Genomic DNA, 20,549 nt, shown 5'->3' on the forward strand with positions numbered 1-20,549 from the left:
ACAAATGACAAATGACCAATAACAAATGACCAATGACCAATGACCAATGACCAATAACTATTCCGTTGACTTTTGCCGCACACCTTGCACAATCCGCGAGAGTTCACTCTTTTCGTCAACCGTAATCCGACTGGGGGAACCACTGATAATCCGCTCGTAATTGCGGAATGAATCTTTAATGTCTGCCCCATTTTTGCTAATTAGATACTCTCGAATTCCGGTATCGTGCCAAGACCCCCGCATTTTAAATACATTAAGTGCGCGGGACATTTGCCCGCGAATTTCTACGTATTGCAACATTAAAATTGTATCAGTAATCGTAGAAATATGAGAATCTGTAATTGAATTCGATCCCATAAATTGATCCGTTGTATTGGTGAAGAACCCGGTAATTTCTTCTTGCTTGGCGTAACCAGTCACACTAATCACGAACTGACGGAATGCATTATTGCTCACTCCCCGTGCTAACGCCGAAAGAGAATCAATGGCAATCCGAGACGGTTTGAACTCCTGAATTTGGGTTTGAATAATTTGCAAATGATCTTCTAATCCTGCCGATTCTGGGTAAGAACAAAGAATTTTTAATAATCCTTTTTCCTCCATTTCCTCGAAATCGATTCCCCAGGATAAACCGTTTCGCGTGAGCTGCGCTCTGGATTCTTCGTAAGCGAAGAGAATCCCCCGTTCTTCATTTAAACAAGCATCATGAATAAACTTACTGACTAATAAGGTTTTTCCGGTTCCCGTAGCTCCCGTTGCTAGAATAATGGAATCTTTAAAGAAGCCACCGCCACACATTTCATCCAGGGTTTTAATTCCAGAGGATACCCGAACATTAGACGAACGCTGAGTTAATTGCATGGCACCTAAGGGGAAGATATTAAATCCTTGATTGCTTAGGGTAAACGGGTATTCCCCTTTCATGTGGGTTGTACCCCGTAGCTTAAGTATTTCAATGGTGCGGCGTCGCCGTTCTCCTTCCAAAACATTGCGAACAATTACCACATTATCGGAGACAAACTCTTCCACGCCAAACCGAGCTACGGGTCCATACTCTTCCACGCGCTCCGTCGTCATCACCGTCGTCACGCCAATTTGTTTGAGACGAGCGACTAAGCGAAAAATTTCTCGCCGCACCACTGAAGCGGCATCGTATTGTTGAAATATGGCAGTAATCGAATCAACCGAAACCCGCTTGGCTTTGTACTTGCGAATCGCGTATTGAATCCGCTCAATTAAAGCGGACAAATCAAAGTTGCCGACAACTTCTTGTCCTTCGGGATCAGGAGAAGCATCCAGAATAAACAGTTTGCCGTCATCAATTAACTTTTGCAGATCCCAGCCTAAACTATGGGAATTTTTAATAATATCGTTGGGAGATTCTTCAAAGGTAACGAAGACACCCGGATCATCAAATTGAGTGATCCCGTTATGAAGAAACTGAACCGCAAACAATGTTTTACCCGTACCAGAGGTGCCACTAACCAGTGTGGTTCGAGCCACAGGTAACCCCCCATGGCTGATATCATCGAACCCTTCAATCATCGTCCGGATTTTATGGACTCCTGGGGTGGTAAATTCATCTGGTCTTTGCTCATCTAGATTAAATGGACTCATATTTTTTCGTCAAATTTAAAGATATAACTAAAATCGCCGTCATCTGAGAATAGATCTCGAATTTGCTATTATCTCATAAAATCTGAATATGCTCTAAAAATCTATCTCTCCATCCTGAAGTTCTTCATACAGCAGATCCAATCCGATTAAGACTTTTTCGCGATCAGACAGATCCCCAATAATTTTTCGCACCGGAGGGGGTAAAACTTTCGCTAGAGTTGGCGTTGCCAAAATTTTATCTTCCTCGGCAAGTTGAGGACTTTTGAGAACATCAATCACTTTCAGGGCGTAAACCCCTTGAAATTCCTGTTCCAGGATATTTTTGAGGGTTTTCAATGCGGTAACTGAGTGGGGAGTATTCCCAGCCACATAAAGCTTGAGGACATAAGTTTTTTTTAGGGGACTCATAGGGTTAGCCATTAGGAATAAGCGAAGGATAGTTGCCAATTTAAAAGTAACCCGGAATAAATTCGTTCACCGTGGACGTTGATGGGTCGGGAGCGAATTGCTAATACCACAATTATAATTATAACTCTCTGGGAATCGAGCGACGATACATTTCACCTAAATGAGCAATTACATCGATCAGTGTTAGACGATAGTCTGTGAGAATATCTTCCTTGCGCCCCTCTAGCTTGAGTTGTTTAGAAAAATTATCCATCAAATCCATGTGAATTTCTACAATCTTAGAAACGGATATATCGGCAAAAAATGCTTCGTTGACAAAATTATCAATTAACTGGTTAATTGTGGTGTCTTGACTGAAGTAAATTAAAACAATCTCACGATAATCACTCTTAAGCTTTTCGATCAGTTTGCTTTTTTCATTTTGCGATAAATAGCGAAAGAAAAACTGAGGATTTCGTTTATAGTACACACCGAGATATCCCAGCCGCTCTTTGAGTTTTTCAGATAACCGAGACTGCTGCTTCATTAAAGAACCCCGATGAATTTCTTCGGTTGTCTTATCCGCATTAGCCGGAAGAATAGGCAAGTTGCAGTTCGGAGAGAGGGAAAGAAACTGGCTAATTGCCTGTTCTAGGAAATGTTCTAGATCAGAGACTTGGCTAATATCGAGTCGAACTTCAGCGGCGTGAAACAAATAATGCACCTCCCCTGGTGTACAACGAACGGTTGTCTGAATTGGGTTTGGCTGAGCATTTGTGACAACAACAAAATCATTGTTTTTTGATTCTTTGGGAAAAATAACTAGAGGAAGTAGGCTTCCTTGTTCGTACAACTGATTAATAACGGGTGGTAAGGCGTCGTCATCTTGCAGCACTAAACAATCGATATGCTGCTGTTTTTGTTCCACGAACTCCAGAAACTCAGAGGCTGAGTTCGCGATCGATAACAGATAGCGATCGCCACTTAACACCTGGCTCAGTGACTGCGCCAGGGCTGGGGAATGAACAAAAATACCAATCGACAGTTGAGGATGCAAAACGATAGGACTTTAATGTTGAATAACAACCTTACCAATTGCCGAGTTCAATTCCTCGACTGTAACGTATTTTAACAAAATTTTTCTAAAGTTAATTAACATTACGTTAAGTACTCTAAGAATTGTAAGTAATTGTAAGCACTTTGCCCTTTCCCCCCCCCATCCAGCGCAATAATTGAACTAGAGCGGTGATTGTGCTGGTTAGCGTCAGAATGCCTGACGCGATTCAGCTTATGGGTAACGTACAGATAGTAATATCCTGCGACCTAGCCGCTTCCCCTGATTTGAGCTAATTGGTCATATCCATGTCAACTCCCAGTTTAAAAGAATGTGCTGCTCCGGTTCCGATTTGTTCCCAAACCACTAATATAACTGCCCTACTGGAGATTTTTCACGCATCAGGGAGTGACTCGATTGTTGTCGTCAGTGAGCAGCATTATCCTCTGGGAGTTGTGAATCTGCGACAGGTTATGCCCTATCTCCTAACCGGAGTAAGCTCAGCAGCAACTCTAGGAACAACTGCAACTAGAGATTTCTCTCAACGGCTCTCGGAATTGGAACCCTCTGTAATTGAACCCCTAGAGATCATACCAGCATCGTTGACAATCAGCCAGTTCTGGACTATCTTAACCGATTTGGATAGGGGAAGATCAGACACACCATTCGATACATCCACCATTCCCTACCCGGAAGGTTCCAGACAATGGGCATTAGTCGAACCCACTGGTAGATTTTTGGGACTGCTCAATAGCTGGCAATTATTGAAATTCTTAGCACCATTACCCCAGACTGAGGATGTAGAGACGTGCCATGGCACGTCTCTACGTCAGGGCGGGTTCTGCACAAACGTTACCATCAATAGCCAAAAGAAAGTTTCATTACCCGCCCCTACAAACCATTCCCTCGATAGTCGCGAAGGGTTCCCCAATCCCCAATCACCCTTAATCCAACTCCTCGAACAACTACCACTCCCCCTGAGTTTACAAACCGCAACCGGGCAAGTCTTGTCTGAAAATCGGGCTTGGCGTCAGCAGATAGGGTTATCCTGGGAGCATCCAACTGGGATAGAATCAACCTCGGTTGAATCACCCTCCAACCTAGGCATCCTCAACCCTAACACTCAGCCTGACTCAACCCGCTACTGTGCAAATGGGCAGACAAATCCTCAAGTGACAGAACCATTAGCGGTAGCTGAGCCGAACCCCACCCATAAGCCGTTCAACAATAGGGAGAAGCCAGTGGCTTGGGGTGTTGGTGATCAAACTCAGCCAACATTCACTTCCCCTAGAGCGATGGGTTATGACTGTGCAGGCGATCGCACCCACCTCATGGCAACCCATGCTCAACATCCAGAATTTGAGTCTACCGCGACATCTCAGTATCCTCAAGACTCACGCAGGGATGGGGAAACCCTAGAAATGACGAAAAAAATCCAGGATCGCCAGTTTGTGTTGACTAAAATGCCTCTACCTCCCTCGTTGTTCCCCGAATTGACAACTGAGGATTGGAAAGGCACACCATGGAAAGATGCACCATGGCACATCTGTACAGAACCAGATACAGCTAACCCAATGATCCCGAATCCCCTCAATCCCCCTAATTCACAGCTTTGGTTAGTCATGGCGCAAGACACGACGGCTCAACAGCAAGTCACTCAAGAACTGACTGCCAAAAATGCGGATTTAGTCCAACTCAACCGCCTCAAAGACGAGTTTTTAGCCTGTATTAGCCACGAACTGAAGACGCCACTCACCGCTGTTTTAGGATTATCAACCCTGCTCAAAGACCAGTTATTAGGCGAACTCAATGAGCGTCAAGCTCGTTATGCTCGGTTGATTTACCAAAATGGGCGTCAACTGATGGCGGTAGTCAATGATATTCTGGATCTAACGCGCATGGAAACGGGTCAGCTGGAACTGACGTTAGAACCAGTGCAGATTCAAAGCCTGTGCGATCGCGCTTATCAACAAGCCCTGCAAGTCTACTCAGACAACAATCCTAACCACGAAGGCGCAACCCCCGACATCTCCTTTGTGTTAGATATTGAACCCGGTCTAGACACCATCATTGCCGATGAACTGCGGCTGCGGCAAATGCTGGCACACCTGCTATCCAATGCACTCAAATTTACCGACAGCCAAAACACCGTAGGTTTAAAGGTTAACCATCAAGATGGCTGGATAGCCTTTACCATCTGGGACACAGGGATTGGCATTCCCGAAGACAAACAGCACTTGATTTTCCAGAAATTCCAGCAGTTGGAAGAACCGCTCACTCGTCGGTTTGAGGGGACAGGGTTAGGATTAGTCTTAACCCAACGCTTGGCTCGCTTGCATGGAGGAGATATCTCGTTTATCTCTAAAAACGGTAACGGTAGCGAGTTTACCCTGCTGCTTCCCCCCTGTCCACCTTCTGGCAGGGATTTGGCAGAGACTGAGGACTGGGGAAAGGCAAACACCAACTTCCCATCCCCCAATCGTAACCGCTTGGTGTTAATTGTCGAAACTGTACCCCGGTATCTAGAAAACCTGACGGTGCAGCTAAAACAGTTAGGCTACTGGGTGGTCAATGCTCGTTCTGGTTCAGAAGCACTCTCCAAAGCTCGTACCTTACAACCGAGCATTATCTTACTCAATCCCCTCCTGCCGCAAGTTTCAGGTTGGGATGTACTGACATTACTCAAGTCTGATCCGCAAACCCGTCACATCCCCATCTTAGTTACAGCAACTCAAGCTGAAAAAGAACAGGCTTATCAAAATAACGCCGATGGCTTCTTAAGTTTACCGGTTCAAGCGGAAGCATTAGCCAAAAGCCTGACTCGCTTGGGTAAACATCAGCCTCCCCCCAATCAGGTACTAACGCTGCTTTATGTCAGTGCGGGGTTAGTCGAGGTTCCCCCGGAATCGTCAAGACTAATTTCTCAGTTAACTGATATACTCAGTTGCCAACATTCAGATCTAAGATACCGGGTATTGGAAGCTGATGATTTAGAACAAGCAGAATTATTGGCGCGGGTTTGGCATCCAGATATCGTTTTGCTGGATGGGGCTGGGATCAATGATGCCCCAGGTTACTTTAAAACCTATTTGTTATATCCCACATTAGCGGATCTACCCCTGATTACCCTAGATCATCGAACCACACAAGCCGCCAATCAAGCGATCGGTCTTTCTGTCTATCCTTGTTTAGCACCGGATAACCCCCAGAAAATTACCACACTGCTGGAAGTGATTCAAATTGCGGCGGGAGTGAGTCGCAAGTCAAGCCTTCTCATTTTTGATCTGGGCGACACTCAAGGGATTAGTCCCAATGGCTACAACACGAATCCTGTCACACCTTACACCCCTTGGCTACGGGCATTGATTCAATATCTACAAGCGGCTGGATTTAGAAGTTTATTCTCCAAGTGTTGGTCGGATGTTTACCATCAACTTCAAGCACAAATGGTTGATGTACTGTTGATTCGGATCAAGGATATTGAAAATGATTTGGGCGTGGTTCAAGGATTAAAAGAGTTGAATCAGCTCCCTAATCGACCCCCGATTCTTTTGCTGGATCATCGATTGCCCGATTTATCCCTCAATGTTGGAGTTTCTGAGTCAGATCAGATAATGATAGAATTCGAGTCGCAATTGCAAAGCGTTGCTACTAAAATTTTGCCCGGACGTTCCTATTCGATGAGTCAATTGCTCGAACAAATTTATCTGGTTCTAGCCTAAGTCAATGTATCTTGCTCGAATCTTTTGGGGGACTCTGAACGAGAAATACATTTAATCCACCGACTTTTTGGTCAATTTCAATGAGAAATTTTTCTTCAATGACCTCGCGTAATACCTGATTATTGTCCTTGCCATAAACAATCCATAAACGGGATTTAATCGGTGGTAATTCGCCCAGCCAATTTTCGACATCGGTTTTCTGAATGTTGTCTATGTTCTTTTCAACTTCAATTAAGTCTTTTACGTAAATAGGGGCAGAACCGCGATGGTAGTGTTTGAGCGGTAATGCAGTGCCATGAATAATTGACCACACAATGATATCATTTGGTTTTTCATTGGCATTGATGATTTGGGCGACACGGCGATAATGATCCGATCCTCCCATGTAGCGTTTTTGTGTTGTGTAATAGTAAAATAAGCCACTACTGACGGCAACAGTATAAACAACGGCTATACTCCAAGTAACGGGACGCCATTGATACCAAATCTCTCTAAAGCCGATGGCTAAAAGAATCAGAATATACGGCAGGATAAGCATCACATAACGGGTATTCCAAATCGAGAAAAAGAGGTGAGAAAATACGAGAATTGTTCCTGTAGGCACAAACGCCCACGCTGTAACCCAAATCAGCTTCTCTGATTGTCGTTTCCGGACTACAGCAATCCCGATGACAGCAACCAATAGTAGGATATAAATTTGGAGAAAGCGAGTCAGATAAGGAGGAGGTGGCGGGTAGGAAAAAGCAGTCAATATTCTCAGTTCCCGTAAAACCTCATTCACACCCGGAATTGGCAGGATTTGCAGATGCGCCCCTGATGACGCTTTCACCGATAAACCCACAGGGATACTGGCGACGAGTATGAACAATAATGCTGTGCCGAACTTGACGAGTTGGGCAGGTTGTCGATAATATTTCATCCCGACTATTGTTAGATCTGGAAATAACAATGCACCGTTCAGGGGTGTGGTAATGATTGCCAAAAATCGACTGAAAACCCACAAGAAGCGACTGAAAAAATTACTGGGATGATCAAGGGCATAAGCGAGTGCAAATGTGCCAGCTAATCCCAAGCCAACACTCATTGTGTAGTAACGGACTTCTTGGGCATGGTTAATAAATAAGGGCGAAAGTGCTAACATCAAAGCCGCAATTAAACCGATCGCGTCGGTAAACAAATAACGACCTAGCTGATAAACGAGGAAAACACTGCCTAACGCAAAAAGAATCGCTAATCCTCGCAACCAGGCATCACTGTTACCGAAAAGCATCCAGAAATGGAGTAGGATATAGTAAAGAAGGCGTCCCCGGTTAAAACTAATGTCTTGAGCATCGGAAATACTAATGAACTCATCAATCCACAACCCTCGTTGCTCTAGTTTATAGAGATATAGCGTTGCCGCCAGCAGCATAATTATACTGATGGGAAGCCATTGTCTTAGTCTCCTCGGCTCATAAAAAGCTGGCGATATTTTTAACATTTTATTGTTTTGAGTATGAAAAAATAATTATTGGTGATCATATCAAAAATACTGGTGTAAATCAATAGTCATAATCCAGTTTGGATAGGGTTTTGTATCCTCGATAACAAATTACTTGGTATATTGAGGGTTATTTTCACCTCTAAATTTGAGGCTCTGTCGAAATAAACGAGAGTTGCGGTAATCATCGCGAGTCCGATGAGGATAACTCCAATATCATTTTTTTCCATGGTAGTATGCCTTCATTGCTGACACCTTCAACAATAGACGGCTGACTCCATCCGGAGAAAATAGATAGGGCAAGTTGTTGAATTGACTATGGCATCAGGGTTTAACTCAACTGATACCTGGGAATAGTTAGCCTTGGGGAGTGGACAATTTCTCAGCTAGCACGACTCAGGGTTGGGCGATCGCCTGCGCTACCCTGGTCAAAAGTCTGAAACCATTGTCTGTACTCCTAGAGCGCTGGTCAAGTATTCCCAGAAACCGGGAAAAGGCGTGAGGATGACAACGCCATATCAACCTTTCACCCAAACAAACCCGGTTTCTTGACCGATATCCTAGGTGATTTAGGCAAGTGCATTTAAAATTTCTGTAACGCCTATTTAGTGGTAGTTTGAGTCGATTGAGTTAATTTGACTATTCTCACTCGGTAAGTTTCCGGCTCTGTTGAATTAGTCAGGACTTACGCAGCGACACCACTTATGGGGGCTTGCGGTGCGTTACGCTGCGCTAACACACCCTACGAATAGAGGCTGTGCGTAAGTCCTATTAGTCTAAAGTCCAGTATAAATTAAAGTAGTATAAAGTGATCAATAGTGGTCAGACTCTAAAGTATGTTTGAGAAGACACGCAATTTTATCGAAAGTATCGATTTACCATCAGGGGATCTATATAACCTTCCTAGCTCCGAACAACGATTTCCTGATGGGGCACATTTTCGCATAGAAGTACCAACCGTTAATCACCTGACAACCGCCCAGGCACTTTTAGCATAAAGCGAAGGTTTTGGTGTAACAGTTAACCGAATTATAGAAACCTATGGTATGTTTCGTCATAGGGCAGATGAAATCAAATCATTTGTGAAACTATGTCAGAGCCAGTTCAAGGTAATGCCGGTATTATTGTGCCAGATGTAGGCTATTTGCAAAAGGTTCGACAAATCTGCGATCGCGCGGGTTGCCTGATGATGCTTGATGAAGTGCAAACGGGAATTGGTCATACGGGTAAAATGTTCGCCTATCAGCATGAAGATATCGTACCCGATGTGTTGTGTTTAGCCAAGGCACTGGGGAATGGTATCCCGATTGGCGCCTGTTTAGTTCGAGGTGCCGCAACCGGATTAATCCAACCGGGTCAACATGGTTCAACCTTGGGGGGAAATCCCTTTGCTGCTCGTGTTGCTTTTACGGTTTTAGAAACAGTTGAACAGGAAAAATTATTGACTCAAACTGCTGAGGTTGGTGACTATTTACTCAAGGGATTACATCAGGCGCTCATGTCTCACCCGATGGTTACCAGTATTCGCGGGAAAGGTTTGATGATTGCGGTAGAATTAGACCGTCTTGCTGCCGATATTCGACTCATTGGACTCGAAGCAGGTTTAGTGTTTAATGTAACCGCACAACGAGTGATTCGCTTACTCCCGCCTTTGGTGTTAACGATTGAAGAAGCGGATATATTAATAGATCGTTTGGTTACTTGCCTTAAAAAATTTAGCCCAGTTTAGTCTAATGAACTCAAATGATCAACAACTACTGCAAGATTTTTTCGACCTGATTGTTGCTTATGTTCAAAATAACCCCTTAGAAAATGATGCGGTTGTTAACTACCATCACTATTCGGCATTAGAGGAAACGTTTGATACTCATATTCAGGCTGAAAGGCTGAAGGATTGTCGAAAAAAGACCTACTGACTACTGTTCAAGCCTATCTCCAGTCTACAGTTAGAACCATCCATCCGCAATTTTTCGGGAAATCTTATGGCGCTTATACGGTACCCAGTTTGATGGGAGAAATTTTAGCCGCGGTGACAAATACCTCAATTGCTACCTATGTGGGGGCACCATCGGCGACGGTTCTGGAAAATGCTCTGATTCAGAAAATGGCTGAATTGGTAGGATTCCAGAATGGAGATGGGATTTTCCTAACCGGTGGAACCCAGGCAAATTTGGTGGCGCTACTTTGTGCCAGAAATCAGGTTCTGCCCCAGGTGAAGCGACAGGGATTACAACAGAACAATTTAGTCTTTTTTGTTTCCGATCAAGCTCACTATTCATTTATCAGTGCGGCTAATATTTTGGGCATTGGTATGGATAACCTAGTCAGGGTTCCAGCTAATCAGCAAGGGCAAGGGTGAGTGTTAACCTCTGTTTTCGATATCGATCGCCGTCAATCACAGATATTGATGATTTTAACCGTATGCTTCGCAATCATCTGATTCAACAAGGCAAACCCTTTCTCAACTATTCCACATTTAGAGGTCAAGGTTTTTTGCGGATTAACATAACCAATCCTGACTGTGGTGAATCAGATATTGATCACGCTTTAGCTGCAATTATTTCCGCAGCGAGAGCCAAGGAAAGATAGTCATAACGTTTTAGGTTTTGTCGATGAGTAAAAGTAACATGATGACGGGAATCTGGAAACCTATTTCTGCGGAAAATTCTGCGATTGCAGCACCTGTTTACTCGGAATTAATTTCCGAACTTTATGGTTCGAGTTGGTATGGCAGATTATCATCTGCGGAAATTGACTATTATCGCCGTTATATTCAAGGTGGTACAACCTTAGAACTCGGTTGTGGTACGGGAAGGCTGTTAATTCCTTTATTCCAAGCCGGTTGCGATATTTATGGTATGGATATATCAGCCCCGATGCTGGAGCGACTCCAAGAAAAATTACCGGCTGATGAGTGTCATCGGGTGATTCAATGGAATGCTTTAAATGTCCCTTATCCCATCGATGATGGGAGTTTAGATTTGATTACGGTTCCCTTTTCGTCTTTCAGCTTAATGCATGATGGCTATATTGACCGAGTGGATGAGAATATCGCGTTCCGTGAGTTTTACCGCATCCTGCGATCGGGAGGCTTAGTCATCCTCAATGATGCCAGAACCTACATTCATGATAAAGCCGGAGGGTCAGCCGCGATCGCGCAACAATAATTAGATGGGAAAGAAGATAAAGATATGCAAGGGTGGGTGGATAACGATACGCTGATTCTCACCTTTAAGCAACAGCATCCCAAACAGGGTGAGATTAAAGAGGAATGGATCAGTAAGTTTTCCCTCAAAGAAACCCGCATCATCCCTAAGCTGGTAATTAGAGAGCGGGAAATTGTCTTTACTAATTCGTTCAAATTCCTACCGCTCGTCTCAAAAATAGGATTGAGCAACTGTGCGAGCCGTATGGAATTCAGTTCGTAGAAACTGAAGAAAGCTATACCTCTAACACCTCGATGACGGGCATGGGGCATACTCCCCTATAAATTGTCTGGATCAATGCCTAATTCTCGCAACCGTTGTGCCAATTGTTGGGCGCGTTCTTCGGCTAATCGAGCCAGTTGGGCTTCCTGTTGGGCGCGTTCTTCGGCTAATTGTGCGAGTTGGGCTTCCTGTTGGGCGCGTTCTTCGGCAGCAATTGCCTGTTGTTGGGCTAATTGTGCGAGTTGGGCTTCCTGTTGGGCGCGTTCTTCGGCAGCGATCGCCCGTTCTTCGGCTAATATAGCTTGTTCTTGTGCCGCGATCGCCCGTTGTTGGGCCATAGTTGCTTGCTCATTATCCGTGGGAATCAACTCTCCTGAAGGCGTCATCCATCGCAACCATTGTCCGTTAATCTCACGAAACCGTCCTGACCACAATCCCAAGCTTAACCCTAACTCTGGCATGAAAAACCGATTATCGGTTAAATTCACCTGTTGATAATTCCCTTCAATTAAACGAAAGATGGAAAGCTCATGAGTATAGCGGCTAAAAATTACATAGTACGGTACTCGCAAAATCTGTTCATAAACCTGCCATTTCGTGGGTGGATTTCCCGTTTGTTGTACCGTTCGTCCCAAATCCTCATCCTCTGTACCGGGAGATAATAACTCTACCACCACAAAAGGACTAATTTCTTCTTGCCAAATCACATAACTTAAGCGCAAATCTCGCTGTTCATACAAGCGCGGAATCCCGACAACGCCAAACCAATCGGGACGCTTGTACCAGTGAGTATGATTGACATCGTAATAAAGATTCAAATCGCAGGCAGAAAACACCTGCTCCCAATTCCAATTAGTTGGTTGAAAGGTTAAAAGGAGTAGCAGAGGTTGAAAAAAGTGAAACTCATCGGGCAATCCAGGGTCCTCCGGATTATCACTGGGTAAATCATACATTGTCGGCAAGGTTTGCCGGGGGAAAGGTGGGGGATTGGATTGGGTGGGCAGACGAATCATGATCAGATGAGGGATGGATTCGAGTAAAATCTATTTCACCATTTTAGTTTAGTCACGCCACTACTGGTATGACCCAGCTAAAATAGGGCTTTGTTTGTCGTGATAACTTTAGTTCTCGCTCCGCCTAGCTGGAGAGGGCTGAAGCCCTCACTACGAACACCGACTTACGGCTTTCAATGTAAATCTTCTTCCCAAATCCCGATATAGATTCGTCCCTCTTGTTGGCGTTCAATCACGCCTTCGAGATAGTCTAGCTGAAAGGAAAACTGCCGAGATTGACGTTGCCACACTTGTTCTAATCCCTGTTGGATTTGCTGGTTCAGCTTGCACCCTAACATTCCATTCAATGTCAACAATACTGTCTGGGAATCAACTTCAGCCGTAAAGGAGGCTTCGGTTTGTCGAATTCGGAGAGAATTTCGGTCAAACAGAAAGCCTAAGCTAATCTGATCTGGTATTAATTCATAGAAAACAGCACGAGTATTGGGCCAATAACCGCGTGCGGTTCCGGTGGGAGCGCCTAATAAACGCATCACATCTTCTTTGGTAATTCCTGGCTGAAAGGCGGGAATACCAACACCAGTCGGGACTTCTCGACATCGCGTTTCAATCATGTCCCCTAGAGGAGGTGGAAAGACGTTGATGGATTCTAAGGGGAATGTAGAGGGCTTTGAGGCAAGTAGGGAACTCAGTTGTAACCGCGTCAGTGGTGAGAAAAATTGAGCGGATAGCACGACAGGGAAAACCTCGGCTATCAGGCAACTTATAATGATGACTATTACCATGACAATTTTCTTATGATTTAGAGTGGCAAAGCACCGCAGATAATCGGGTTAATTTACCTAATAATTGGCAATTACAAAGTTATCAATAGGATTAGATTTATACTCAAATAATGGCGCATTTTTTAGGACTATCAAACCATTACGCCTTAAATAATTCGGGCAAGAAAACTGTCGCTCGTTTTTTACGAGTAAATCATTTTTCTGGTCATCCCGCCATCAATGACAAAATTCGCACCCGTCACAAATGCGGCAATGTCTTCGGGTTTGCCCACTCTACCCGCCGGATGTTGTTGATGATCCTGGGGGGTTAATTGGAGTTGATGTCTGACCAAAACATCGATTCTGCCCCATTGGTTTTGGGTAGCTTGAATCGCCTGTTTCACGGAATCTTCCTGGGAAATATCCGTTTGAGTAAATTGAATTGAACCAAGAGGTTGAAACTCGGCGGCTGTAGCTGTTCCGGCTTCTGGATCAATTTCTGCGATCGCGACGTTCATTCCCTGTTCTAAGAAGGCTTTCGCGATCGCGAAAGCCAATCCCTTGTCCGCCTCCGGTAACAATGGCGACTTTCCTGTGCAAGCTCATCGGTTACTATCCCCTAATCATTAGGATTGAGCCGCCCGTTGTTGTTTCAGATAGGTAAAAACTGACTTGTCGCCAATGTCAGGGGGAATCGGCTGGATTGCCTTACGCACCGCAAAGACTAAAAATAGAACTGTCCACAGTCCTAAAAGCACCTGTTCCCCGGTAGCGGGTAACATATTAACTAAATGTCCTAGTAATAAGACGGGTACGAGGGGAGTCAGCAGTTTGGTTTCAAAGCGGTTGAAACAAAAGGCTTCTTTGAAATAAATCCCCGTTAACGCCACAAACACAAAGCCAATCCCGAAGAGGGTAACAGGTTGGTTATACACGAAAAGGGCAAGGGGTTCGCTACTCTGGATGGCAAACACACCAGCCGCAATCGTGCCAATTCCCCAAAACAGTTGTAGGAGGCGGTGTAGGGGGGCTAAATAGATATGAATCGTTGCCAGACTCACACCTAGCGCCACACAGAACAAGCCATATAGGGGCGTGAGGGCGGTTAAAATAGTGGGATTATCCGGTTGCCACAAGACCAAGCCACTACCGATCGCAAAACTCAATGCCGCAATTATCAGGCTACTGCGGTATACAATAACCCCGACGCGATCGCTGTCGGTAATTGTAAATTCGCCAAATTGACCCTGGTAAACCTCAGAGTCCCATTGTTGCTGTAATACCATGTTTATCTCATCTCCTCTCAATACCAGGAAGGGCCACGTCTACCCTCTTCCCTAAATCTAACTGCAACTCGGATTGAGCGCTACCGCCATTCACAGCAATTTCAACCCAACCGTGACTCCCAATTAAGGCGATGAGTTCTCCTAAAGGGCGATCGCTATAGGTTTGATTCGTGGGGATCTGGCGCTGATTTATCGTGACTAACCAAGTTTTTCCCGTCACGTCAGAGGCGGGAATGTTGGTGATTAGGTTACCGAAATGGTCAATATACTGGATAGAACCCGTGATCCCCGTCGCGGTTTTGGTCAATTCTGGAATCGGCAATTGTACCAGAGTGCTGGGTTCGATCACCGATCCCAACTCTGCTAAGGGAACACCACTGGCAAGATGTGCGCCGACGGGGGCAAATATATCTCGACCATGGAATGTTTGACTAGGGGTGGGGGTGCGCCAAAATTCTGGGTTAGTGAGTTCAACAGCAAAAACAATCGTACTTTGGGTTAAAATACCGCTAAACAATCCATTATCGGGTCCGACTAGGAAACCATTATCCACTTGTAGTGCGATCGCACGGCGCTGACTGCCTACACCCGGATCAACTACAGCAACATGGATGGTGCGATCGGGAAAATAGGGATAGGCGTTCATCAGGTTAAATCGGGCAACGGCGATGTTTTGCCGAGGAATCTCGTGGGTGAGATCGATGATCGTGATGGCTGGGTTAATTTGGGCGATGACGCCTTTCATGACTCCCACGTAGACATCATTGATGCCAAAGTCGCTTAATAGGGTGATGATTGGATTTTGAGACATCCATTACCTCACTATCTCTCAGAAAAAATCTAATATGAAAAAATATTAGGATGATATTGATACCACCAATTTGCTATTTCTTTAGCATAAACTTGTCTAGCTTTTAGATGCTTACCCACCCTACATAAAATCGACTTAATCGAAGAACCCGCGCAGGCGGGTTTGGTTTGTGTAGCTGCGGTTTCTAACCGCCAAGCCTTTCTTCTAACTCGTACAAGTTAACCTTCCGCCATCACCATTCCCATCAGTGCGATCGCAGGAGCATTATAATCAATCGCATATTCGTTCGTGGCATAAGATCGCTCATCATCCACATAACTTAGCGGACCTAATCCTTTCGGAGCAATTCCATCCTGGGCTTCTGTATTCGCCCCCCCTACCATTAACCCGGGAATCACCGTTTTTTTCGCGACAGCAACTCGGTGATGGACATTGCGGACTGAATTTGACCCCACAGCCGTAACAAAGGATAGATTAAAATGATTGCGTCCTAACAAATAATCTAACTGATCCACCGCCGCCTGATAATACGCTTGATTCCCGGTCAGTTTATAGGCATAAAACAAGGTAATTCCTTCCTCCGCTACCATCTTATTCGACGCCCAAATAAACTTATCCAGTGCCAAGCGATAGCCACTGCGATTCACCGTATCCAGTAAACGATCTGCCCGTTCTAATAACTTCTGCTTCATTTGCGCCTTCAGATTTTCTGAACCTTGCTGACGCGGTTGCCACAGATAATCTGCCATCCCCAAAGCCGAGGGATCTTTCCATTCAAATAGAGTATAAGGCAAGTCAGGAAGCTCTTGTTCTAAATACGCCGCAAAACTTGCCTCTCCTGTCGTAATCAACAACTCTGCTGCCGCCCAAAAACGGTCATCCTTATCCGTTTTTAACGACGCTTCCGTATCCCACTCCCCAGCCAGATATTTCCCCGAACCACTATCATCCCCCTCAACCCAATCCACACGCATGGAGGGTTCATTTTGTAAAAATTCCCAGGCTTTTTGCGCCGCTTTCAAATAATTCTTCGCCAATAACACATCATACCCTGAATACACTCTCGCCGCCATTGCCAATGCTGCGGCAAATTTCGCTGTTTCTGGTGTGGAAATTCCATAAATATAGCGAGTTTGGATATCCTCATTCGGTAGAATCATGGGGGGCCATTCTTTCCCCGAAAGCTTGCGATAAACCGCACCATCGCGCCGTTGCATGGTCAGCATCCAATCCAATCCCACCTTCATTTCATCCAGCAAATCGGGTCTGCCATTACCACTTTCAGGAATCATCAGTTGGCGGTCAGAAAATAGCGATGGATATTGCTCATATAAACTTAATAAACGACCCACTGTTACCGCCGTTGGTCCCACATATTTACCAAAATCGCCCGCATCATGCCAACCCCCTTGGGCGCGTTTCATTTCACCCGCCCGATGCATATCATCCGTATGGGCAAAGGTGCCATCATTTAAATGGCAAGGAGAATGACCAATCCCATTGATAGAATCCCGTATGGCTACCCCACAGCGTTGTAAATAGTAGGAACGTAGCATTTTGTTGAAAGCATATTGATAAATAGCTTGACCAATTTCAAAGGGATAAGACTGAATCTCTCCAATTTTCAGATAATAGCGTCCGGGACGGTTGAATGTGGTAAAATCAATCCGTTGGATACTATCTTTGCTGGCTGTATCTTGGAGCGGTGATGACAACTCCACCTCGAAAACGGGGCGGTTAGTACGGGCGTTAATTAATTGGACGGGATTGGTGGTAGAAGAATTGGAATTGAGTAAAAATGCTACCTTAGGATGGGTTGGAGAATATCCGACTTGATTAATCAAAAGTTTACTTTGGTTATCTGGGTTTACCGTTTGCGCTTGTCCTTTAGCAAAGAATCCATACACCATTGATATTGCCCAACCGAGGAAGAAACGTCTATCGATTTTCATGAGATTATTCCATCCTATTCATTTACAGAGTTTAATCTGTAGACGCACCTTTAATTCCTCAAAAAACACCTGATTATACAAAGGTTTGAGAAGAGGACGATCCGAGGGTCTGTAGGGGCGGGTTTTACCGATAACATACAAGCAAAAACTGGTACCTTATATAAACCCGCCCTGTTTCTGGAGTTGTTTATTGATGCCAGGGGGTCACCCCTACATTTGATTTCATCCCTCCTTTGACGGTTCAATTCCCCAAATTAATTGTCCACTATTATAAACCGGAATATGAGTACGTTTGCCCTTCCCGGCTTGTTCTAGCACCTCTTGGTACGACCAATCGTTATTCATGGTCCAGATACCTGTCGGCGTATTCAGCTGAAATTGGACATCTTTTTTATAATAAGTTTCTCCCCCAGGATAGAGTTGTGTCCCATCCACATCCACCTGAATATAATAAATCGTTGGCGAATTTTGCCAAGGATTGAGTCCAGATACCGTTATTCCTGATTCAGAACTGACATTGACTGTAATATCCGTTGGGTTGACTCCGGCTTCAATCACCTCACTACTATCGATAAAATAGCGAAACGATAAATTAGGAATAATTCGGGCGGGCCACGCGGATTGGTTATAAATTGTGGCTTGAACCTCCATTAAATTATCACTCAGTTGATTTCCTTGCGCTTCGACAAAAAATTCATCACTTCGTTGTTCTGGTTCCGGAAAATTGGCTAAGGGTTTACCCCCATATTTCTGATAGAGTTTCGCCACAGCCCCCGTAAATCCGGCATTATAATCTGTGGCAACTTCAGTCATCTGAAAATTAGATCGTTCATCGATATAATTATCCTGCTGATCGGGTCCACCCACTAAGGCTCCATACAAAATATGCCGCGTTTCTTCCGGAATTTCTTTACTATTTGCCCAAGAACCATGGGCTGTTCGATGATGGGGTTGTCTGGGTGGGTTATTGCCAAATCCAACCACATAACTCCGCTGATCTGGATTCGATCCTAACATATAATTAATCTGCCGTTCGGCAAAGGCATGATACTTTCGTCGCTTCCAAGCCGAGTCTACTGAGTCCCCATAAATAAAGGCTAAAAATGCCGTTTTTGCCGTATATCTTAACGAACCCCATTCATCCAGCCAAGCCAGTCCTCCTGGAGTATAAGAGATGTGCTGCCACTGACAGCGATCGCACCAATAGTCTAACCAACGTTCGGCGTCTTGTCGATACTTGGTTTTTCCGGTTAATTCAGCTAATAAGACATAACTGCCATAAGATTTATCATCCCAGGTATGCGTCCAATTATAAGCGAGAGTCGCATTAGGTTGATCCCTTAACTGCTCATAATAGGCTTCAGCTTTTTGTAAATACTCCGGTATTTGTGTAGCTCGATAAAGCCATGCTGCACCCCAAACCAGTTCATCGGTATACCCACTGGATTGATAATACTCCGCCGCCTCGGTAATACAATCGGAATAATTGCCCGGATATTGCTCAGCAAAGTCGTAGAGTTCCTGGGCATGTTTGAGCAGAGTTTGGGCATAATTCGCATCGGCTGCTTGAAAAACCATAGCTGAAGCTGCCATCGCGGCGGCGGTTTCTCCAGCTAAATCTGAACCCGGACAAGTGGCATCAATTTTATAGGAAGGGCGCTCCATTGGCATCACCTCCGCCGCCCCCCACCACCCATGATCTAAACTCCCTTTACCCACCTGACCCCACAACACTGTTGGCGCAGGATGGGCTTTAATAAAATAGTCATTAACCCAGCGTAAATTATCCAGCATGGCGTTATATTGACCACTTTCTTTATAAGCGTCTTCGTATTCAATGACGCCCCAAGCCAGCAGTGTGGTTGAAGCTGCCATGGGAAAGCCAAATTTTAGATGATCCCCGGCATCATACCAGCCTCCAGTTAAGTCAATCCCATTATCCGCGCCATCGGTTAAAGCCGAATCCCCTCGCCATTCCACTCGATTATTGGCAGGCAGTTTTCCGGAGCGCTGCACATCATAAAAATAAACCGCTTTCTGCAATACCTCACCGTAATTGTACTGATTGCCTGCCAGGGAGTTTTGACCCAAAACATTGAAGACATCGAACATCCAATAATGAAGGCAATTAAAGGTTAAAATAAAGACCGTCAGTAAAAAAATAATCAGGAATTTAATCAGAGTACGGGCTTTAAACATAACGTTGGGGTTATCCAGATTAATCTCATCCTAGCTTAGTCAGTTCCTGAAGCCATCAGAGAATTCACTCAATTGCTAATGTTTCATTAAATCTTTAATTAAGATATATTTTACTGGACAAAGAAAAATCCCGTGGCAAAAGCTTTAGCTTACCTAGCGCAGCGCGGCTTCAACTATCCACGTATGGTTATCGGGATCTATTATGGGTAAACGACGGGAATAGTCCGGGTAGATACGGATAGTATTGGCATCAATAGAAAATTTCCAGGGTTGAGGTATGAAAGCCAACAAAGTCTAGGTTAAAGTCCTGACTACGAACCGTGACAAAATAGGCGGCAAATACCCACTAACCAACCGTCAACACTAGAATTACAATAATGACGCGATCGCAACCTGAGGTCAAGCGATGATTGACACCGCTTGACATCCTCAAGACACCGAGATACTCCCCACCGCCTCTATGGATGGCATAATATTCCAGGCTTGGGCGACAATATCACTAAGCCAGCGTCGTTGTGCCTGATCTAAGACACTATCTTCCGCTAGCACTTCGGCGGTAAGCTCGTCTAAGGACTGTCCTTGAGAACGGGCAATCTGAATGACACCGGCAATTGCCGCAGCCACTAATTCTTCGTTCACTGGTTTTTGACGGAGAGCCGCCATTTCTTGGGGACTAACTGGGATGGGATAATTCATGGCGAGTTAACAAAAGCACCCTAATTTACCGAAAATGAGAAGAATGTAAACTTTTTTTACTAATATTAAACCAATCAGTATCAGGAAGTGTAGCGTATTTTGCTTCAAGTCACCTCCGTCATCTTGCCTAATTCCTCAGC

Annotated in this window: 21 protein-coding genes; 8 read left to right on the plus strand and 13 right to left on the minus strand. The window is 44.8% G+C overall.

The window, feature by feature from the left end:
- Positions 1–57: 57 nt before the first annotated feature.
- The 3 genes from kaiC to RIG27_RS10765 form a co-directional block, all read right to left on the minus strand.
- Complete coding sequence (gene kaiC / locus RIG27_RS10755; protein WP_446345004.1) at positions 58–1,617, minus strand: circadian clock protein KaiC; 1,560 nt, start codon at positions 1,615–1,617, stop codon at positions 58–60.
- Between the two features lie 93 nt (positions 1,618–1,710).
- Positions 1,711–2,025 carry a circadian clock protein KaiB gene (kaiB, locus tag RIG27_RS10760; protein WP_446341388.1) on the minus strand — a complete coding sequence of 105 codons (315 nt, stop codon included), beginning with the start codon at positions 2,023–2,025 and terminating at the stop codon, positions 1,711–1,713.
- 118 nt (positions 2,026–2,143) lie between these two features.
- Positions 2,144–3,061 carry a circadian clock protein KaiA gene (locus RIG27_RS10765; protein ID WP_446345006.1) on the minus strand — a complete coding sequence of 306 codons (918 nt, stop codon included), beginning with the start codon at positions 3,059–3,061 and terminating at the stop codon, positions 2,144–2,146.
- Positions 3,062–3,366: 305 nt separating this feature from the next.
- Between RIG27_RS10765 and RIG27_RS10770 the strand changes: the two genes are divergently transcribed.
- The gene (locus tag RIG27_RS10770; protein WP_446345008.1) at positions 3,367–6,780 is read left to right on the plus strand and encodes an ATP-binding protein; all 3,414 of its coding nucleotides are present in this window, start codon (positions 3,367–3,369) and stop codon (positions 6,778–6,780) included.
- Between the two features lies 1 nt (position 6,781).
- On the opposite strand, the gene RIG27_RS10775 is transcribed toward RIG27_RS10770, so the two are convergent.
- Positions 6,782–8,191 carry a glycosyltransferase family 39 protein gene (locus tag RIG27_RS10775; protein WP_446345010.1) on the minus strand — a complete coding sequence of 470 codons (1,410 nt, stop codon included), beginning with the start codon at positions 8,189–8,191 and terminating at the stop codon, positions 6,782–6,784.
- Between the two features lie 439 nt (positions 8,192–8,630).
- Here RIG27_RS10775 and RIG27_RS10780 point away from each other — a divergent pair, with 439 nt between their 5' ends.
- From RIG27_RS10780 to RIG27_RS10810, 7 genes are all read left to right on the plus strand, one after another.
- On the plus strand, positions 8,631–8,762 hold the full coding sequence (locus RIG27_RS10780; RefSeq protein ID WP_446345012.1) for a hypothetical protein: 132 nt from the start codon (positions 8,631–8,633) through the stop codon (positions 8,760–8,762).
- A gap of 588 nt (positions 8,763–9,350) precedes the next feature.
- Positions 9,351–9,989, plus strand: coding sequence for an aminotransferase class III-fold pyridoxal phosphate-dependent enzyme (locus tag RIG27_RS10785; protein ID WP_446345014.1), 639 nt, complete (start codon positions 9,351–9,353; stop codon positions 9,987–9,989).
- 4 nt (positions 9,990–9,993) lie between these two features.
- Positions 9,994–10,176, plus strand: a complete 183-nt coding sequence (locus RIG27_RS10790) for a hypothetical protein (RefSeq protein WP_446345016.1) — start codon at positions 9,994–9,996, stop codon at positions 10,174–10,176.
- On the plus strand, positions 10,155–10,619 hold the full coding sequence (locus RIG27_RS10795) for a pyridoxal-dependent decarboxylase (protein ID WP_446345018.1): 465 nt from the start codon (positions 10,155–10,157) through the stop codon (positions 10,617–10,619). The genes RIG27_RS10790 and RIG27_RS10795 overlap by 22 nt, the downstream gene beginning before the upstream one ends.
- On the plus strand, positions 10,616–10,849 hold the full coding sequence (locus RIG27_RS10800; protein ID WP_446345020.1) for a hypothetical protein: 234 nt from the start codon (positions 10,616–10,618) through the stop codon (positions 10,847–10,849). The genes RIG27_RS10795 and RIG27_RS10800 overlap by 4 nt, the downstream gene beginning before the upstream one ends.
- 23 nt (positions 10,850–10,872) lie before the next feature.
- Positions 10,873–11,427: a class I SAM-dependent methyltransferase gene (locus RIG27_RS10805; RefSeq protein ID WP_446345022.1), complete on the plus strand. Its 555-nt coding sequence runs from the start codon at positions 10,873–10,875 to the stop codon at positions 11,425–11,427.
- A gap of 24 nt (positions 11,428–11,451) precedes the next feature.
- Positions 11,452–11,688 (plus strand): hypothetical protein, encoded by a 237-nt coding sequence (locus RIG27_RS10810; protein ID WP_446345024.1) that lies wholly within the window; start codon positions 11,452–11,454, stop codon positions 11,686–11,688.
- 56 nt (positions 11,689–11,744) lie between these two features.
- Here RIG27_RS10810 and RIG27_RS10815 read toward each other — a convergent pair whose 3' ends face one another.
- The 9 genes from RIG27_RS10815 to RIG27_RS10855 form a co-directional block, all read right to left on the minus strand.
- Entirely contained in the window at positions 11,745–12,701 is a 957-nt protein-coding gene (locus RIG27_RS10815; protein WP_446345026.1) for a Uma2 family endonuclease, read from the minus strand.
- A 173-nt stretch (positions 12,702–12,874) separates the two neighbouring features.
- The gene (locus RIG27_RS10820; protein WP_446345028.1) at positions 12,875–13,486 is read right to left on the minus strand and encodes a hypothetical protein; all 612 of its coding nucleotides are present in this window, start codon (positions 13,484–13,486) and stop codon (positions 12,875–12,877) included.
- A 182-nt stretch (positions 13,487–13,668) separates the two neighbouring features.
- Positions 13,669–14,046 (minus strand): SDR family oxidoreductase, encoded by a 378-nt coding sequence (locus RIG27_RS10825; protein WP_446345030.1) that lies wholly within the window; start codon positions 14,044–14,046, stop codon positions 13,669–13,671.
- A gap of 45 nt (positions 14,047–14,091) precedes the next feature.
- Entirely contained in the window at positions 14,092–14,751 is a 660-nt protein-coding gene (locus RIG27_RS10830) for a DUF2301 domain-containing membrane protein (RefSeq protein WP_446341408.1), read from the minus strand.
- Positions 14,752–14,758: 7 nt separating this feature from the next.
- The gene (locus tag RIG27_RS10835) at positions 14,759–15,562 is read right to left on the minus strand and encodes an SAM hydrolase/SAM-dependent halogenase family protein (protein ID WP_446345032.1); all 804 of its coding nucleotides are present in this window, start codon (positions 15,560–15,562) and stop codon (positions 14,759–14,761) included.
- Positions 15,563–15,780: 218 nt separating this feature from the next.
- Positions 15,781–17,514, minus strand: a complete 1,734-nt coding sequence (locus RIG27_RS10840) for a glycoside hydrolase family 9 protein (RefSeq protein WP_446345034.1) — start codon at positions 17,512–17,514, stop codon at positions 15,781–15,783.
- Positions 17,515–17,736: 222 nt separating this feature from the next.
- Entirely contained in the window at positions 17,737–19,626 is a 1,890-nt protein-coding gene (locus RIG27_RS10845) for a glycoside hydrolase family 9 protein (RefSeq protein WP_446345036.1), read from the minus strand.
- Between the two features lie 240 nt (positions 19,627–19,866).
- Entirely contained in the window at positions 19,867–20,001 is a 135-nt protein-coding gene (locus RIG27_RS10850) for a hypothetical protein (RefSeq protein ID WP_446345038.1), read from the minus strand.
- Between the two features lie 141 nt (positions 20,002–20,142).
- Positions 20,143–20,409 (minus strand): hypothetical protein, encoded by a 267-nt coding sequence (locus RIG27_RS10855; RefSeq protein ID WP_446345040.1) that lies wholly within the window; start codon positions 20,407–20,409, stop codon positions 20,143–20,145.
- Positions 20,410–20,549 lie beyond the last annotated feature (140 nt).

Source organism: Coleofasciculus sp. F4-SAH-05, from assembly GCF_040222985.1.
GTDB classification, from domain to species: domain Bacteria; phylum Cyanobacteriota; class Cyanobacteriia; order Cyanobacteriales; family Coleofasciculaceae; genus Coleofasciculus; species Coleofasciculus chthonoplastes.

Bases quoted from the DNA above. Each gene is read 5' to 3' on its own strand.
- RIG27_RS10830 (WP_446341408.1), bottom strand. From the start codon at position 14,751: ATGGTATTACAGCAACAATGGGACTCTGAGGTTTACCAGGGTCAATTT.
- RIG27_RS10840 (WP_446345034.1), bottom strand. From the start codon at position 17,514: ATGAAAATCGATAGACGTTTCTTCCTCGGTTGGGCAATATCAATGGTG.
- RIG27_RS10835 (WP_446345032.1), bottom strand. From the start codon at position 15,562: ATGTCTCAAAATCCAATCATCACCCTATTAAGCGACTTTGGCATCAAT.
- kaiB (WP_446341388.1), bottom strand. From the start codon at position 2,025: ATGAGTCCCCTAAAAAAAACTTATGTCCTCAAGCTTTATGTGGCTGGG.
- RIG27_RS10820 (WP_446345028.1), bottom strand. From the start codon at position 13,486: ATGGTAATAGTCATCATTATAAGTTGCCTGATAGCCGAGGTTTTCCCT.
- RIG27_RS10770 (WP_446345008.1), top strand. From the start codon at position 3,367: ATGTCAACTCCCAGTTTAAAAGAATGTGCTGCTCCGGTTCCGATTTGT.
- RIG27_RS10775 (WP_446345010.1), bottom strand. From the start codon at position 8,191: ATGCTGCTGGCGGCAACGCTATATCTCTATAAACTAGAGCAACGAGGG.
- kaiC (WP_446345004.1), bottom strand. From the start codon at position 1,617: ATGAGTCCATTTAATCTAGATGAGCAAAGACCAGATGAATTTACCACC.
- RIG27_RS10810 (WP_446345024.1), top strand. From the start codon at position 11,452: ATGCAAGGGTGGGTGGATAACGATACGCTGATTCTCACCTTTAAGCAA.
- RIG27_RS10845 (WP_446345036.1), bottom strand. From the start codon at position 19,626: ATGTTCGATGTCTTCAATGTTTTGGGTCAAAACTCCCTGGCAGGCAAT.
- RIG27_RS10815 (WP_446345026.1), bottom strand. From the start codon at position 12,701: ATGATTCGTCTGCCCACCCAATCCAATCCCCCACCTTTCCCCCGGCAA.
- RIG27_RS10805 (WP_446345022.1), top strand. From the start codon at position 10,873: ATGAGTAAAAGTAACATGATGACGGGAATCTGGAAACCTATTTCTGCG.
- RIG27_RS10790 (WP_446345016.1), top strand. From the start codon at position 9,994: ATGAACTCAAATGATCAACAACTACTGCAAGATTTTTTCGACCTGATT.
- RIG27_RS10785 (WP_446345014.1), top strand. From the start codon at position 9,351: ATGTCAGAGCCAGTTCAAGGTAATGCCGGTATTATTGTGCCAGATGTA.
- RIG27_RS10855 (WP_446345040.1), bottom strand. From the start codon at position 20,409: ATGAATTATCCCATCCCAGTTAGTCCCCAAGAAATGGCGGCTCTCCGT.